Source organism: Microbacterium proteolyticum, assembly GCF_014192415.1.
Lineage (GTDB): Bacteria > Actinomycetota > Actinomycetes > Actinomycetales > Microbacteriaceae > Microbacterium > Microbacterium proteolyticum.
Genome location: NZ_JACHXY010000005.1, coordinates 1 through 14,708 on the forward strand (window position 1 = coordinate 1; position 14,708 = coordinate 14,708).

Genomic DNA, 14,708 nt, shown 5'->3' on the forward strand with positions numbered 1-14,708 from the left:
GAGGACTCGCGTCACGCTACGACAAGACCGCCACCTCATACGCAGCCGGACTCAACCTCGCCGCAGCACTCCAATGGATATAGCAACACGGCCTAACCGGGTCACCATCCGCAAGCAGCCGGAGCAACGGGACCAGCAGGGTTGTCTCGGCGGATCCGGCGAGACGGTCGATCAGGTCGGTAGCAAGGTTCGTCATCGTAATTGATCCAGTTCTGATGGGGTGCGTGCGTCGGTGCACTGTCAGGCGCAGCAGGACAGTTTCGAGACGTCGGTGGTGAACGCTTTCGCGACGATACGGATGCCCTCGGCCATGGTCAGATACGGGGCCCACGCGTCGGCGACCTCGGTGATGGTCTTGCCGAGGATGTAGACGCCGGCGGCGGCGAGCTCGCCCGCGTCCTGAGCGACCGCGGTGAGGCCGAGGATTTCACCAGTGTCGGCGTTGGCAACCATCTTGATGAACCCGCGGGTGTCCCGGTTCACCACCGCACGAGGCACATAGTGCAGAGGCAGGACCCGACAGTCGCAGCGGATCCCGGCCGCGATGACCTCTTCCTCGGTCATCCCGACCGCGCCGATCGCGGGACTGGTGAACGTCACCCGCGGCATCCGCGTGTAGTCGACCGCTGCGTCCGCTCCGTTGAAGGCGTTCTCGGCGACCAGCGTGCCGTGGCGTGCCGCGACGTAGACGAACTCGGGGTGCCCGGTGACATCCCCGGCCGCCCAGACCCGAGGGTTGGAGGTTCGCAGTTCGTCGGTGACGACGACCTGTCCGGCGTCGCCGGTCTTCACCCCGACGACGTCGAGGTTGAGTCCTGCCGTGACCGGGCGGCGTCCGAGCGCGACGAGGATCTCGTCCGCACGGAACTCCTGCTCACCGCCGGAGACCTCCGCCGTGACAACGACCTGACCGGTGGCGGTGTCTCGGACGACCCGGGGCGGAACAGCACGGCGGACCACCCGGATGCACTCGTCGGCGAAGACCTCCTGCAGAGCCTTGGAAACCTCGGGCTCCTCCTTCGACGCGAGCCGGGAACGCACCAGCATGGTCACCGTCGAACCCAGCCGGGCAAACAGCTGAGCCAACTCCAGCGCCACGGAGCCACCACCCAGCACCACCAACGAGTCGGGCACCTCGGTCAGCTCCATCGCCGACGTCGACGTCAGGTAGCCAACGTCGTCGAGCCCCTCGACGGGCGGGGCCCAGGGGGCGGAGCCCGTGGCGATTAGGTAATGCGCGGTCTCGATGGTCTCAACGGTGCCGTCGGCAGCGGTGACCTCCAACACGGGCGCATCCGGAGTGCCAGCGAAGGCTGCGTCGCCCTGCCGGACCGGCCAGCCGTACGCCTCGGCCACGTCGAAGTACTTCTCCCCCCGCATGGCCTCGGCCAGCTCCTGCTTGCCACGCACCAGACCGGGCATGTCCACCGGGCCCGCGGTAGCGGCAATCCCTGGGAATCGGGCGCCGGCGTCCGCCGCCACATGGCGGGCCTCACCGGCAGCGATCAGCGCCTTGGACGGCACACACCCGGTGTTCACGCACGTGCCACCGAACGTGCCGCGCTCCACCATCACCACCGACTTGCCCAGCATGGTGGCGCGGATCGCAGCGGCGAACGCCGCACCACCCGATCCGATCACGGCCAGATCAAACCTCGACTGCATTCCGATCCCTCCCGGACCTATCGCGAACATTCGCTGCTACAGTCATCATCAACCTTCCTGTGCGGTGGAAGGTCAAGTCCTCTGACGAAGGAGCGTCTATAATGCGGATCGGTGAACTCGCTGAGGCGGCCGAGACGACCGCAAAGACGCTGCGGTTCTACGAAGACCAGGGACTCCTACCCGCGACCGAGCGCACACCCAGCGGCTACCGCGACTACACGACTGCGGCGCTTGCCCGTATCAACTTCATCCACCGCGGTCAAGCAGCCGGACTCACCCTGGCCCAAATCCGGCAGATCCTCGACATCCGCGACCACGGCCAAGCCCCCTGCAACCATGTTCGCGACCTGCTCGACACACGCCTCGCTGACATCGACCAGCAACTCGCACAGCTCCACGACCTCCGCGACACCCTCGCCGCGCTACGCGACCAGGCAGACCACGTCGAGCCCGACACCTGCAGCACCGACCAGGTCTGCCGCTACCTATAGCAGCGCCCCGATCGAGAGGTCTGAGAACTATGAGTCGTCTCCGGTGATCCCCGGGCGGAGAGGACGGACTCGAGACCATCACCGCGACATCGGATGACCGCCGCCAAACAGCACTGCAAGAACACCGCCAAAGAGCGTCATCAGTCACAACATTCCGGCACCTCGTCGATTGCCCCGTGGGTGGTGCGAAACCGATCGGTTTCGCACCACTTATTAATCGGCAGTTACCGATATGATCGTCACATGCCGATGACACAAGAGCTCGCAGCTGCTGTATCTCTGTTCCACTCTCTTGCCGATCACAGTCGCCTGACGATCCTGCGTCGGCTGTCCGTTGGTGAAGCGCGGGTGAGGGACCTCACCGACGAACTCGGCTTGGCGCAGTCAACCGTGTCAGAGCACGTTGGATGCCTCCGCGAATGCGGACTCGTTGTTGCCCGCAGTGAGGGCCGACAGAACTTTTACTCTGTCTCCACTCCCGAGGTGATCGATGTTCTCGAAGCGGCCGAGCGACTCCTCGCCGCGACGGGTTTCAAGGTCGATCTGTGCAAGACGTACGGGAGCGACGCCCGATGATCGGAACCATCGTGGCCGCCATCGGCCTGTTCGCGGCGACGAACATCGACGACATCGTCGTCCTCACCGTTCTGTTTCTCGCGTCCGCACGCGGAGCCCTCCCGGGATGGAAGGTCGTGGCCGGACAGTACCTCGGCTTCATCGCCCTGGTCGCAATCAGCAGCCTCGCCGCCGCAGGCCTCACCATCGTCCCGGACGAATGGGTCGGGCTGCTGGGCCTGGTCCCACTTGCGATCGGTGTTTACGGGCTGATTCGTACGCTCCGACATCGCGGCGACGATGACGACGACGACGAAAGCTCCATCAGCGCCGGGGGCCTGCTCGGAGTTGCCGGCATCACCATCGCAAACGGCGCCGACAACATCTCGCTGTACACACCTGTCTTCCGCACCAACCCGGTTCCGGACACCATCGTTACCATCATCGTGTTCTTGGTACTCGTTGCCGTGTGGTGTCTTATCGCCCGCTTCGTGGGTACCAGCAAGGCTGTCACAGAGGCTCTTGAGAAGATCGAGCACTGGCTCGTGCCGGCCGTGTTCATCGGGCTGGGCCTGTACATCCTGATCGAGTCCGGCGTGATCGTTCGCCTCATCGAAGTCCTGTCGTGAGCAGATTCACACGCCTCCTCGCTGCCGCTGCTGCCGTAGTTGCCGCCTTCACGGTCGACCAACTCACCAAAGCGTGGGCCCTGTCCTACCTCGACGGAGGCCGTGATATCGACCTTGGGCTGGGCGTATCCCTGCGCCTCGTGTTCAACCCTGGGGTCGCATTCGGTCTCGGCGGCGATGTGGGAGCGCCGCTTGTCGTCGGCGTTATGGTCCTTGTCGCCGCGCTGCTCACGTGGATCGTCATCCGAGTGCTGCGGAGGCAGAGCATGGGCGCTACTGCGCTGCTGGCTGCCGCCCTCGGCGGCGCGATCGGCAACCTGTGGGACCGCACCACACGCGCTGAAACCGGACCGCTCAGCGGAGAGGTCGTCGACTTCATCGCTGTCGACTGGTTCGCCATCTTCAACGTGGCTGACATCTTCACAACCCTCGGCCTGCTCGGGTGGGCAGCCTTGTATCTGCTCCGTCGAGACCACGCTCCCATCAGCGGGAGCACCGGTGACGGTTCCCAGCACCGCGGCTGATCTGGGAACGAGGAGGGCCCGCACGGGTATTCGTGCGGGCCCTTCGCGGGTGGCGGAGGGCGGTGCCCGCCGCGATGCGCGTTACTGCTGGTAGGGGATGAGGCTCAGGCCGCTGTCATCGACGACGAGGATGTCGCCGTTGTTGGTGATGGTGACGGCTTGGGCGGTGCCGTGGATCGTTCCGACTTCGAACCAGTTCTGCGCTCCCGCGGTTGTGGCCCAGATCCGTCCCTGGGTGCCGATACCGACCACGCGGTTGTGGTCCGGGGAGGCGCTGAGCCCGGCAAGAAGGGGAGCATCCGGCCACGCCTGAAATGTGGCAGCCCGGTCGGTGCTGACCAGCAGACCATCCGCGGTGGAGGCCATCACTCGCCCTGCTGCGTCAACGGCGAGCGACATGGCGTAGACGGGTGCCCCGGTGGGCTGCCAGGAGACACCGCCGTCTGTGCTGGTGAGCATTTCATTGGCGTCGGTGGCGACGCCGTAGAGCGTTCCGCGGGGGTCCGCGGCGAGGGCGTGAAAGTCTTTCTCGCCTGTGAATGCGGTGGGTTGCCAGCTCTGCCCGTTGTCGGAGCTTCGGATGATGCCCAGGTTGGGGGCTCCCAGCTCGGGCGGGGTGGTCCGACCGGGGTGGCCAGATGCCACGAGTGTGTCGTCAAGGACGGTCAGGCCCATCGCATCGAAGTCCGTCTTCGCCAGGCGGGCGCCCAGCTCACCGTCACGGGTGACGGTGAAGATGCCCTCGTGGGTTCCGATAAGGAACCCATCGGTGGCGGGGTCATCAACGATGCCGTGCACGTGCGTGAGCGGCTGCTCAGGGTGGTCGTCACCGGTGAGGGACGGTGAACCGGCGCAGCCTGCGAGAGCGAGCGCGACCATGGGGACGAGGGTGACCAAGGACAAGGCGCGGGTGCGGGAGCCCGGCGCGGTGAGGTTGGTGTGGTGGTGCTGCATTGGGGGTGCGTTTCGTCTGATCGGGTGGTGGGGCGCGGTGGTTTTCCGCGCCCCACCCGGGTGATCAGAGAGTTGCCAGAAGCTCCTCCATGGTCGCGATTTCGGACGTCTGCGATTCGACGATCTGGTTGGCCAGGGCGACGGCGTCGCTGTTCTGGCCGTTGCTGGCCTCTTCCTGGGCCATCTCGATCGCGCCGCGGTGGTGTTCGATCATCTGCTGAAGGAACAGTCGGGCGGCGTCCGTGCCGGTGGCCTGCTCGAGGGCCTGCATGTCGTCCTCGCTCATCATGCCGCCGCCGCTGTGGTCCATGCCGCCCATGTCGGAGGAGGTGGCTCCCCAGTCCTCGAGCCACCCTTCCATGGTCGCAATTTCAGGCTCTTGAGCGGCCTTGATCTGCTCCGCCAGGGCGGTGACGCGCTCGTCGATGCCGTCTTTCGACAGGAGCGTGTCGGACATCTCGATCGCTTGAGTGTGGTGCTCGATCATCATGGTGGCGAACATGACGTCCGCTTCGTTGGCGTCAGCAGATTGCGCGGGGGTAGCGCTGCTGCTGCTTCCGTGGTCCATTCCGGGCATGCTGCCGCCCGAGGTGGTTCCGCCGGAGCATCCGGCGAGAGTGAGCAGGGCGGCGAGAGTGAACGCGGCGGTCGCCGCGGCGCGGGTCTTCATGGTGGTTGTCTCCATCGGTCGGTGATGAGGCACGACGGTTGTCGTGCGGGAAGATGCGTTGCCCGCGCGGAAGGCGGGCGTACGCGTCATCACGTGCGACTGATGCAGAGAACCGTGAGGGAAGGTGGCGGGACAATCTGTGCGGGCGCGGGCCACCGGGCCTGTACCGCGCGGAGTACGTCGTCTCGGACGGTAATGCGCCACCCGATACGGTGACGTGCGAGCACGAGCACGCTGACAAGCAGCGCCAACACGCACGCCATCCAGGCCATGGCGTGATCGTCGCCACAGTCGCCGCAGCCGTCGTCGTGGGCGGCGGTCGTGTTCAGCTGGGCGGAGAGGGGCGACGCATCGTGATGGGTCGATACCTCTCCCGCGACAGCCACCGTGTCGCCATGTCCGGAGGCGGTGGTGTGGGTGTTGAGGGAGTGCATTGCCAGGAGCCCCACGATGACGGCGCCGGTTACAGCGATCACCATCAGCAGGGTGCGGGTGAATGCACGCTGGCCACGCACATGCTGCGCGAGGGTAATCAGCGACATCTTCACCTCCTGGTCGGTTTCTAGGCTAACTTTCGCCGGCGAGGGCGGGTGGGCCGCTTGACGGCCAACGCGCGCTTTGCCCGCGAGTGGGTGACGGGAACTGGTGGGTTACAACGCCGCGAGGAGGTCGTTGCACGCCTGCTCGCAGCGGCGGCATGCCTCTGCGCAGACCCGGCAGTGCTCGTGCATGTCGGCGTGCTGCTCGCATTCCTGCGCGCACGCGGCGCACGCGGTGCGGCATGCCTCCACAACAGCGCGAACCACCTCGACGTCCACCGTCGTCTGTCGAGAAAGCACCGCACCGGTCGCGGTGCAGATGTCGGCGCAGTTGGCGTTTTTGGTGATGCACGTCACCAGCTCGGCCACCATGTCTTCTGACAGGCACGCGTCGGCACACGCGGTGCAGGTCTGCGCGCATTCGATGCAGGCCTCAATGCAGCGGGCGAGTACGTCCGCGGCCTCAATGGACGCGGCCTTGGGGTGAGTAGTGAGCATCTGATCGATAGCAGTCATGTTCGCTGGTCCTTTCCCGGGGACCGTCCCCGGCGCCTGCCACGATACGAGCGGGCGACGGGGACGATTCGGGGGGTTGCGGGCGCGGGGAAACTACTTCGCGGCGACGGCTTGCGGGCTGAGGTCGAGCCGACGCAGGAGTTGCGCGTTGAGCGCGACGACGATCGTGGACAGCGACATCAGGATCGCTCCGACGGACATGGGGAGGACGAACCCGATAGGGGCGAGCACTCCGGCGGCGAGGGGGACGGAGATGAGGTTGTATCCGGCGGCCCACCACAGGTTCTGCTTCATCTTCCGATAGCTGGCCCGCGACAGGTCGATCACGGACAGCACGGAGCGGGGGTCGTCGCTGGCGAGGATGACCCCGGCGGACGCGATGGCGACGTCGGTGCCCGCGCCGATGGCGATACCGACATCGGCTTGCGCGAGGGCGGGTGCGTCGTTCACCCCGTCACCGACCATGGCGACCTTGCGGGATTCGTTCTGGAGCTGCTTGACCTTGGATGCTTTGTCTTCTGGGCGGACCCCGGCGAAGTAGCGGTCGATGCCGAGGTCGGCGGCGACGGAGGCGGCAACCGCTTCGGCGTCTCCGGTGATCATGACCACCTGCACGCCCCGCTGGTGCAGTGCGTCGACCGCGGCGCGCGATTCGGGGCGGATCTCGTCCGCCAGGCGCAGCGCTCCTGCCACCTGCCCGTCGATGAGGACGTGGAGGATGATCGCACCCTCCTTGCGCCACTCGTTCGCGATCGACCGCTCAGCGGCCTTCTCCTGCTCGAGCATGTAGGGGCCGCCGACCTGGACGGTGCGCCCGGTGACCTGCGCGCGGACACCGACGGCCGGTGACGATTCAAAGTCGTTGGAGGAGGGGACGGTGAGCTGCTTCTCTTTCGCGGCGTTCACGATCGCCCGAGCAAGGGGGTGTTCAGAGTCCGCCTCGGCGGCGGCGGCCAAGGCCAGCAGTTCGTCTGCATCGACCCCTTCGGCAGGGTCGATCGCGGTGACGGCCGGCGTTCCCTTGGTGAGTGTGCCGGTCTTGTCGAACAGCACCGTGTCGACGGTGCGCATGCTTTCCAGCGCGAGACGGTCCTTGATCAGAACACCGCCGCGCGCGGCACGCTCCGTGGCGATCGACACGACGAGCGGGATCGCCAGTCCCAAGGCGTGCGGGCAGGCGATGACCAGAACGGTGATGGTGCGGATGACCGCTTCGTCGGGGAATCCCACCAGGGACCACACCACAGCGGTGACCGCGGCCGCGCCGAGCGCGAACCAGAACAGCCACCCCGCAGCACGGTCCGCGAGCCGCTGCGCGCGAGAGGAGGAGTTTTGAGCCTCAGAGACGAGCTTTTGGATGCCCGCGAGGGCGGTGTCCTGCCCGACCGCGGTGATTTCTACGCGAACTCCGGAGTCGGTGGCGACCGTGCCGGCGACGACCTGATCGCCGTCGCCGCGGCGAACGGGGCGGGATTCTCCGGTGATCATCGACTCGTCCATGCTGGCCGAGCCCTGCACGATCCGCCCGTCCGCGGGAACCCGCCCACCGGGGCGGACCACAACCACGTCACCGACCTGCAGCTCAGCGGGGGCGACGGTGACGGTGGTTTCCCCGTCCACCTTCTCGGCCTCGTCGGGCAGGAGCGCGGCGAGGGAGTCGAGGGCGGAGGTGGTCTGGGCGAGGGATCGCATCTCGATCCAGTGCCCGAGAAGCATGATGACGACCAGCAGCGCCAGCTCCCACCAGAAGTCCAACTCGTGGTGCAACAGCCCGAGGCTTGCCCCCCAGGACGCGAGGAACGCGACGGTGATCGCGAGGGCAATGAGAAGCATCATGCCGGGCTTGCGGGCGCGCAGCTCGCTGACGGCGCCGGTAAGGAACGGGGCGCCACCCCAGACATACATGACGGTCCCGAGAATCGGGGACACCCATCCCACCCACGCCGCGTCCGGCAGCGGGTAGCCGATCAGCATCGAGAACATGCTGGAGAAAGCCACGACCGGCACCGCGAGAACCAGCATGATCCAGAACAGCCGCCGGAACCGGGCGACGTGATCACCGTGACCGGCGTGACCGCCGTGGTCGGCGTGACCGTGCCCGGCGTGCCCCGCCGCAGGTGCCCGATCATCCGTGCCGTGCGGGTGGCCCATCGCTGCGTGGTCGTGTACTGCCGTTGCCGCCGGAGCGTTGTGGCCCTGGTGGTTCGTGCGGGCCGAGTGGTTGTGATGTTCGTGCTGGCTCATGGGAGCCTCCTTCGCTGGGTGCGCCGCCACGGCGCACGATTCAGGCCGGTTGGGGCATGGGAGTGCGGGCGATGTGCACGGGTGCCGGCTCGGGGCGGAACCGGCGCAGCCGGAGGCTGTTGGTCACGACGAACACCGACGACAGCGCCATGGCCGCCGCGGCGACGAGCGGGTTCAGCAGCCCGGCCATGGCGATCGGGATGGCGGCGACGTTGTAGGCGAAGGCCCAGAACAGATTGCTCTTGATGGTGCGGAGGGTGCGGCGGGAGAGTCGGATCGCGTCGGCCACGACGGTCAGGTCGCCGGAGACGATCGTGATGTCACTGGCGGCGATCGCCGCGTCCGTGCCGCCCCCCATCGCAAGGCCGAGGTCGGCTGCGGCGAGGGCCGCGGCGTCGTTGACGCCGTCACCGACCATTGCGACCACGTGGCCATCGTTTTGGAGCCGGCGGATCACTTCGAGCTTCCCGGCGGGGGTGACGCCGGCGTGCACGTCGGAGATGCCGACCTCAGCGGCAATCCGTGCGGCCGTGGTGTCATTGTCGCCGGTGAGGAGCACCGGGCGCAGCCCGAGTGCGCGGAACAGTGCGATGGCGGTCGAGCTGGTCGGCTTCACCGTGTCCGCCACGCCGATCGCGCCCAGGTACTGCCCGTCGCGGCCGACCGCGATTGCGGTACTGGTACGAGCGAGCGTGTTCAGCTCCGCTGCGGCCTCCGACGGTGGGTGGATGCCCCACTGCTCGGCCAGCCAGGAGGCGCGGCCCGCGACCACCGCGGCGCCGTCCACGATCCCCTGCACACCGAACCCGGCGTGCGAGGCGAAGCTGTCCGCATATGCACCAGGCGCGGTGGCGGTGATCGCGCGGGCGACGGGATGCTCGGAGCCCGCCTCGACCGCAGCGGCGACCCGCAGCAGCTCGTCCCGGGTGACACCAGGGGCGGGGTGAACGGTGGTGACGGTCATCTTGCCGGTGGTCACGGTGCCGGTCTTGTCGAGCACGATGGTGTCGACGGTGCGGGTCTGCTCCAGCACCTGCGGTCCACGGATCAAGATTCCCAGCTGCGAGCCCCGGCCGGTGCCCACCAAGAGGGCGGTGGGGGTGGCGAGGCCAAGCGCGCACGGGCACGCGATGATTAGTGTCGCGACCGCGGCGGTGAACGCTTGTTCCAGCGATGCCCCAGCGATCATCCAGCCGACGAAGGCGGCGGCGGCAAGTCCGATGACGATCGGGACGAACACGGCCGACACCCGGTCAGCGATGCGTTGCACCTTGGCCTTGCCGGTTTGGGCTTCCTCCATCAGCCGGCGCATGCGCGCGAGCTCGGTGTCGGCGCCGACCCGGGTGATTTCTACGGTGAGGCGGCCGCCGACATTCACCGTCGCTCCTACGACGCGCGACCCAGTCGTCACCTCGACGGGGACTGATTCTCCGGTGAGCATGCTGGCATCGACGGCGGAGGCACCATCGATCACCAGCCCGTCGGAGGGAATCTTCTCCCCCGGTCGAACGAGCACAGTGTCTCCGACCGACAGCTGCGCGACCGGCACCATCCGTTCGGCGCCGTCGACGAGCTGCGTGGCGTGCTTCGCGCCCATCTCCAGCAGCGCCCGTAACGCCTCCGACGATGATTTCCTCGCGCGCGCTTCGGCATACCGCCCGGCCAGGATAAAGACGGTGACCAGCGCGGCCACTTCCAGATAGATTTCGTGGCCCCCGGCCTGCGGGGTACCGACGAGGGTGAACGTCATCGTCATGCCGGGCATGCCTGCGCCACCGAAGAACAGCGCGTAAAGGGACCACCCGAATGCGGCGATGACGCCAACGCTGATGAGGGTGTCCATGGTCGCCGCGCCGTGTCGGGCGTTGACGGCCGCGGCCCGGTGGAACGGCCACGCGCCCCAGACCGCCACCGGGGCGGTGAGAGTGAGGGCAAGCCACTGCCAGTACTCGAACTGCAGCGCCGGGACCATCGACAACACTGCCACCGGCAGCGACAGGGCGGCACTAATCAGCAGACGCCGCCGTAGCGCCCCGACCTCGCCGTCCTCTCGGTTTGGGGTGTTCTCATCGATATCACCGCTCGGTGGCGGTGCGGGGAGAGCCGCCTGGTACCCCGCGGATTCGACGGCGGCGATCAGGGTGGCAGGGTCGACGTCGTTCCCGCGAACACGTGCTTTTTCGGTGGCGTAGTTCACCGTTGCTTCCACACCGGGAAGCTTGTTCAGCTTGCGTTCAATCCGGGTCGCACACGACGCGCATGTCATCCCGGAAATATCGAGTTCGACGTCGACCGCGCTCATGCGGGTGCGCCGGCCAGGGTGTAGCCGGCCTCCTCCACCGCGGCCTGCACTGCGGCAGCATCGATCGGGGTCAAGCTGTGGATGGTGACGCGCGACGTACCGCCGGCGTTGAGGTCTACCGTGACGTTCTCGACACCGTCGATCGCAGTCAGCTCCTCCGTGACGCTCGACACGCAGTGCGAGCATGTCATTCCGGTCACCAGGACGTCTTCTGTCACCGTCGCCGCGGTGGACGCGGGTGCGTCTGTCGCTGCGGACGTGGCGCAGCAAGCGCAGCCGGCGTTGGTGTCTTTCAGGCCGAGGTCGATGCGGTCGGTCATGATTTGCTCCTCTGGGGTTGGTGCGGGATCAGGAACGGACGAGCCGTGCAATCGCGTCGTTGGCCTCACGAATCTTCTCTGCGGCAACCTGGCCGCCCTCTGCGCTCGCCTCCGCGACGCAGTGGCGGAGGTGATCCCCGAGCAGGGATAGCGCAACCGTCTCCAAAGCCTTCGTCGCGGCGGAGACCTGCGTAAGGATGTCGATGCAGTACTTGTCTTCATCGACCATTCGGGCGATTCCTCGTACCTGACCCTCGACGCGACGCAGCCGCTTCTGGAGGTCGTCTTTGTTGCCCTCGTATCCGTTCACCCAGATACCATACCCCCCTAGGGTATGTAGCGCAACACTCCTATTCATCCCCCTGCGCGCGTCCACCGGAGTGGGCCGCCCAACCGGGGATGATTATTCAGCAAGTCCTGTACTGTCGACACGTGTCCACAGCCACTGCGACTGCCACCGTGACGCATACCGCCGCGCTCGCGCGCCTCGGCCGCGCGCTCTCCGACTCCACGCGCGCGGGCGTGCTGCTGGCACTGCGGGAAGCACCCGCCTACCCCTCCGACCTAGCGGACGCTCTCGGCGTCTCCCGACAGGTCATGTCGAACCAGCTCGCGTGCCTTCGAGGGTGCGGGCTCGTGGAGGCTGTGCCGGATGGGCGGCGCACCTGGTATCGGCTTGCTGACTCTCACCTCTCACCCGCCCTGGACGAGCTGCTACGCGTCGTCCTCTATGTCGAACCGGGCTGCTGCGCCGGAGAAAGCTGCACCTGCGCATGACCACCACCACCCCTCGCCCCACCGACGACCGCCGGCACACTCTCCAACGACGCATCAAGTGGATCGTCACCGCGACGATCGCCTACAACCTCATCGAGGCCGTCGTCGCCATCACCGCCGGCACGGTCGCCTCATCGGCTGCGCTGATCGGCTTCGGGCTTGACTCCACCATCGAGGTGCTTTCTGCCGCGGCTGTCGCCTGGCAGTTCACCCGCCGCGACCCGGAACGGTGGGAGAAGGGCACGCTGCGCGTCATCGCCGTGGCGTTCTTCGCCCTCGCCGCCTACGTCACCGCAACGTCGGTGCTCGCGCTCGTGGGCCAAGTCGACGTGCAGCATTCCACGGTCGGAATCGTGCTCACAGCCCTCAGCGTCGTCATCATGCCGTTCCTCTCGCTGGCGGAGCGCCGGGCGGGCCGCGAGCTGGGATCGGCTACCGCTGTGGCCGACTCCAAGCAGACCCTCATCTGCACCTACCTGTCCGCCGCGGTTCTCATCGGCCTTGTCGTCAACAGCCTGTTCGGCTGGTGGTGGGCCGACGCGATCGCCGGACTCGTCATCGCCGGCTTCGCAATCCGAGAAGGCATCGAGGCATGGCGCGGTGACGCCTGCGCCACCTCCGTGGGGATGCTCCTCGAGGAGGAGCACGACGACGACCACCACTGATGAGCGGTTGAAGCACCTCAGATCAGCCATGACGGCTTCTGTCGCACGCGGCATGAGGAATCTAGGACGTCGTTCTACCGCACACGGGAGCGGAATACCACCCACCCACCCAGAACGAACGCGATCGCGGAGCCGGCAGCCAGCACCACTCCACCGAAGTCTTGGTCTTCAGCGGGCGCCCTACCCCAAGTGCGGCCCATCGCACCGAACCAGTCGGCGGCCACTAGACCGGCAGTAGAGATGTACACAGATGCAGCCGCCATCGCTGCAACTAAACCAACGACCATCAGCAGCTTCATCTGTGTCGGTCGACGGCGAGGCCCGTCACCACCTATCAAGCCACGCACGAGCAGAGATCCCACGAGGAGGATTGCTGCCGTCGTCATCTGCCGCCCTAGCAGATCCCCTACTGTCCAACGGAGGAGGTCAGAACTGAAAAGTAGCCAAATCAACATTGCGGTGGTCGGGACAGCGACCACGGGCGCCGAAGCGAAACGCACACCTCGCGAATGCATGAGCACCTGCGCCCACTCATACCCTCCCCTGCTGCCGTCCTCGCGGCGATGGGCTGCTTTGCGGGCGAGCTCGATTGGCGCCCCGGCTGCGAGAAGGGGCACCACCCCGACAAGGAGAATGACTACTCCAAGAACGTGCGCACTGTAGATGTAGCTACGGTAAGCGCCCAACGCTCCGCTAGTGACCCATACCAAGATGAGCGTCCCTGCCACCCACGCGGTCGCCCGCCAGGGGTTCCATCGGTACCCACGAGCCTTTAGCCGTCGCACTGCGCTCACGTAGAAGATGAGTCCGAGCACGCCGGCAACTAACCACAGCAGGTCGGGGCTCCACGCCGTGAACCAACGCGACATAGTCCACTCAGGAGGTAGCGGGGCGCCGGTGAGTACCTCAGCGGGTGTGAGCGCGCCTGCAGGTTCGGGGAGAATCGGCGGCGGTGTTCTCGCGAGAGCGGCAGCCGCTCCACTAGCGATCCCCATCAATCCCAGCTCCGCACACAACAGCAGCCAGAAAGTCTTGGAGTTGCTGGGGTCGGCGCGCATCCTTCGGAGTAGACGCAGTCGGTAGATCGCCCCCAAAACACCGATGGCGGTAAGGGCTACAACCTTGACGATGAGGATGAGACCGTAAGGGGAGGCGAGCGCACCGAAAGTTTCTAGGCCGATGGCGGCGCGAACCGTGCCCGAGAACGCGACGAGCGCGAAGGCAATGACGGCGATGGTGGAGTACCGCATCAAAACTGTCGCCATCTCACGCTTGGAAGTGACAGAACGAATGACCGCTAGCAGAAGCAGACCACCGAGCCAGACCGCTGCGGCGATGATGTGTATGACGATGGCTGTCGTGGCTTGCTGGTGAGAGGCCTCATCACCTGAGTGGCCTTGTGTTCCCATCGGGACAAGCGCTGCCAGCGCGAGAAGTGCCACGGTCGCTGTCCCGCCCCACGAACGCACCGCGAATGTGAGCACCGCGAGAATGGCACCCGCGATGGTCGTCATCAACCACACACGTCCCCCCTCGGTCTGCACGAGGTACCGGCCAAGCTGAGACCCAAATTCGGGACCGGCATTCAAAGCGGGGTTGAAGATGACCATGAAGCTGAAGAAGCCAGTAGCAGCAGATGCCACGGTGAAGATGGCGGCAGATACCGCAGCAACATCCAACGCCAATTCAAACCCGCGCTGTTCGACGCGCAACGAGAACAAGGCGACAAAGAGCGCCCCTCCCATTCCCGCGGCGCTCATGTTCACGACGAGCTTTGACACTGGCAGCCCCCACCGTGCGAGGGGCCCGGCGTCGGCCAGTTGCAAGGGGGCAGCGCCACCGCCGACTGCGAGAGCG

16 protein-coding genes are annotated in these 14,708 nt (G+C 66.4%); 6 read left to right on the forward strand and 10 right to left on the reverse strand.

From position 1 onward, the window contains the following. Nucleotides 1-240: 240 nt before the first annotated feature. Complete coding sequence (merA, locus tag FHS07_RS15745) at nt 241-1,665, reverse strand: mercury(II) reductase (RefSeq protein WP_183420891.1); 1,425 nt, start codon at nt 1,663-1,665, stop codon at nt 241-243. 101 nt (nt 1,666-1,766) lie between these two features. Here merA and FHS07_RS15750 point away from each other — a divergent pair, with 101 nt between their 5' ends. From FHS07_RS15750 to FHS07_RS15765, 4 genes are all read left to right on the forward strand, one after another. After that, the gene (locus FHS07_RS15750; protein WP_108320786.1) at nt 1,767-2,156 is read left to right on the forward strand and encodes a heavy metal-responsive transcriptional regulator; all 390 of its coding nucleotides are present in this window, start codon (nt 1,767-1,769) and stop codon (nt 2,154-2,156) included. 93 nt (nt 2,157-2,249) lie between these two features. Next, nucleotides 2,250-2,732, forward strand: a complete 483-nt coding sequence (locus tag FHS07_RS15755; RefSeq protein ID WP_319801395.1) for an ArsR/SmtB family transcription factor — start codon at nt 2,250-2,252, stop codon at nt 2,730-2,732. Then, complete coding sequence (locus tag FHS07_RS15760) at nt 2,729-3,340, forward strand: cadmium resistance transporter (protein WP_183420869.1); 612 nt, start codon at nt 2,729-2,731, stop codon at nt 3,338-3,340. Before FHS07_RS15755 ends, FHS07_RS15760 begins: the two co-directional genes overlap by 4 nt. Next, complete coding sequence (locus tag FHS07_RS15765) at nt 3,337-3,864, forward strand: signal peptidase II (RefSeq protein WP_164878281.1); 528 nt, start codon at nt 3,337-3,339, stop codon at nt 3,862-3,864. Before FHS07_RS15760 ends, FHS07_RS15765 begins: the two co-directional genes overlap by 4 nt. 81 nt (nt 3,865-3,945) lie before the next feature. Here the strand turns inward: FHS07_RS15765 and FHS07_RS15770 are convergent, their stop codons facing one another. The 8 genes from FHS07_RS15770 to FHS07_RS15805 form a co-directional block, all read right to left on the reverse strand. Then, a complete protein-coding gene (locus tag FHS07_RS15770) occupies nt 3,946-4,818 on the reverse strand; it encodes a F510_1955 family glycosylhydrolase (RefSeq protein WP_239277143.1) in 873 nt (290 codons plus the stop codon). Between the two features lie 64 nt (nt 4,819-4,882). Next, a complete protein-coding gene (locus tag FHS07_RS15775) occupies nt 4,883-5,488 on the reverse strand; it encodes a DUF305 domain-containing protein (protein ID WP_183420870.1) in 606 nt (201 codons plus the stop codon). An 89-nt stretch (nt 5,489-5,577) separates the two neighbouring features. Beyond that, the gene (locus FHS07_RS15780; RefSeq protein WP_108320502.1) at nt 5,578-6,030 is read right to left on the reverse strand and encodes a DUF6153 family protein; all 453 of its coding nucleotides are present in this window, start codon (nt 6,028-6,030) and stop codon (nt 5,578-5,580) included. 108 nt (nt 6,031-6,138) lie between these two features. Further along, nucleotides 6,139-6,543: a four-helix bundle copper-binding protein gene (locus tag FHS07_RS15785; RefSeq protein WP_108320501.1), complete on the reverse strand. Its 405-nt coding sequence runs from the start codon at nt 6,541-6,543 to the stop codon at nt 6,139-6,141. A 93-nt stretch (nt 6,544-6,636) separates the two neighbouring features. After that, nucleotides 6,637-8,787, reverse strand: coding sequence for a heavy metal translocating P-type ATPase (locus FHS07_RS15790; protein WP_425488165.1), 2,151 nt, complete (start codon nt 8,785-8,787; stop codon nt 6,637-6,639). A 40-nt stretch (nt 8,788-8,827) separates the two neighbouring features. Then, complete coding sequence (locus FHS07_RS15795; RefSeq protein WP_183420871.1) at nt 8,828-11,089, reverse strand: heavy metal translocating P-type ATPase; 2,262 nt, start codon at nt 11,087-11,089, stop codon at nt 8,828-8,830. Next, nucleotides 11,086-11,409, reverse strand: a complete 324-nt coding sequence (locus FHS07_RS15800; RefSeq protein WP_183420872.1) for a cation transporter — start codon at nt 11,407-11,409, stop codon at nt 11,086-11,088. Before FHS07_RS15800 ends, FHS07_RS15795 begins: the two co-directional genes overlap by 4 nt. 28 nt (nt 11,410-11,437) lie before the next feature. After that, nucleotides 11,438-11,719: a metal-sensitive transcriptional regulator gene (locus FHS07_RS15805; protein ID WP_058233655.1), complete on the reverse strand. Its 282-nt coding sequence runs from the start codon at nt 11,717-11,719 to the stop codon at nt 11,438-11,440. 89 nt (nt 11,720-11,808) lie between these two features. Between FHS07_RS15805 and FHS07_RS15810 the strand changes: the two genes are divergently transcribed. Together FHS07_RS15810 and FHS07_RS15815 are read left to right on the forward strand one after the other, a co-directional pair. After that, nucleotides 11,809-12,186, forward strand: coding sequence for an ArsR/SmtB family transcription factor (locus FHS07_RS15810; protein ID WP_183420873.1), 378 nt, complete (start codon nt 11,809-11,811; stop codon nt 12,184-12,186). Next, nucleotides 12,183-12,851: a cation diffusion facilitator family transporter gene (locus FHS07_RS15815; RefSeq protein WP_183420874.1), complete on the forward strand. Its 669-nt coding sequence runs from the start codon at nt 12,183-12,185 to the stop codon at nt 12,849-12,851. The genes FHS07_RS15810 and FHS07_RS15815 overlap by 4 nt, the downstream gene beginning before the upstream one ends. Before the next feature lie 74 nt (nt 12,852-12,925). On the opposite strand, the gene FHS07_RS15820 is transcribed toward FHS07_RS15815, so the two are convergent. Continuing rightward, on the reverse strand, nt 12,926-14,632 hold the full coding sequence (locus tag FHS07_RS15820; RefSeq protein WP_183420875.1) for a cytochrome c oxidase assembly protein: 1,707 nt from the start codon (nt 14,630-14,632) through the stop codon (nt 12,926-12,928). Between the last annotated feature and the right edge of the window lie 76 nt (nt 14,633-14,708).

Coding starts and splice junctions, on each gene's coding strand:
- FHS07_RS15780 (WP_108320502.1), bottom strand. CDS start 6,030: ATGTCGCTGATTACCCTCGCGCAGCATGTGCGTGGCCAGCGTGCATTC.
- FHS07_RS15785 (WP_108320501.1), bottom strand. CDS start 6,543: ATGACTGCTATCGATCAGATGCTCACTACTCACCCCAAGGCCGCGTCC.
- FHS07_RS15815 (WP_183420874.1), top strand. CDS start 12,183: ATGACCACCACCACCCCTCGCCCCACCGACGACCGCCGGCACACTCTC.
- FHS07_RS15775 (WP_183420870.1), bottom strand. CDS start 5,488: ATGAAGACCCGCGCCGCGGCGACCGCCGCGTTCACTCTCGCCGCCCTG.
- FHS07_RS15810 (WP_183420873.1), top strand. CDS start 11,809: ATGATTATTCAGCAAGTCCTGTACTGTCGACACGTGTCCACAGCCACT.
- FHS07_RS15790 (WP_425488165.1), bottom strand. CDS start 8,787: ATGAGCCAGCACGAACATCACAACCACTCGGCCCGCACGAACCACCAG.
- FHS07_RS15800 (WP_183420872.1), bottom strand. CDS start 11,409: ATGACCGACCGCATCGACCTCGGCCTGAAAGACACCAACGCCGGCTGC.
- FHS07_RS15760 (WP_183420869.1), top strand. CDS start 2,729: ATGATCGGAACCATCGTGGCCGCCATCGGCCTGTTCGCGGCGACGAAC.
- merA (WP_183420891.1), bottom strand. CDS start 1,665: ATGCAGTCGAGGTTTGATCTGGCCGTGATCGGATCGGGTGGTGCGGCG.
- FHS07_RS15750 (WP_108320786.1), top strand. CDS start 1,767: ATGCGGATCGGTGAACTCGCTGAGGCGGCCGAGACGACCGCAAAGACG.
- FHS07_RS15795 (WP_183420871.1), bottom strand. CDS start 11,089: ATGAGCGCGGTCGACGTCGAACTCGATATTTCCGGGATGACATGCGCG.
- FHS07_RS15770 (WP_239277143.1), bottom strand. CDS start 4,818: ATGCAGCACCACCACACCAACCTCACCGCGCCGGGCTCCCGCACCCGC.
- FHS07_RS15755 (WP_319801395.1), top strand. CDS start 2,250: ATGACCGCCGCCAAACAGCACTGCAAGAACACCGCCAAAGAGCGTCAT.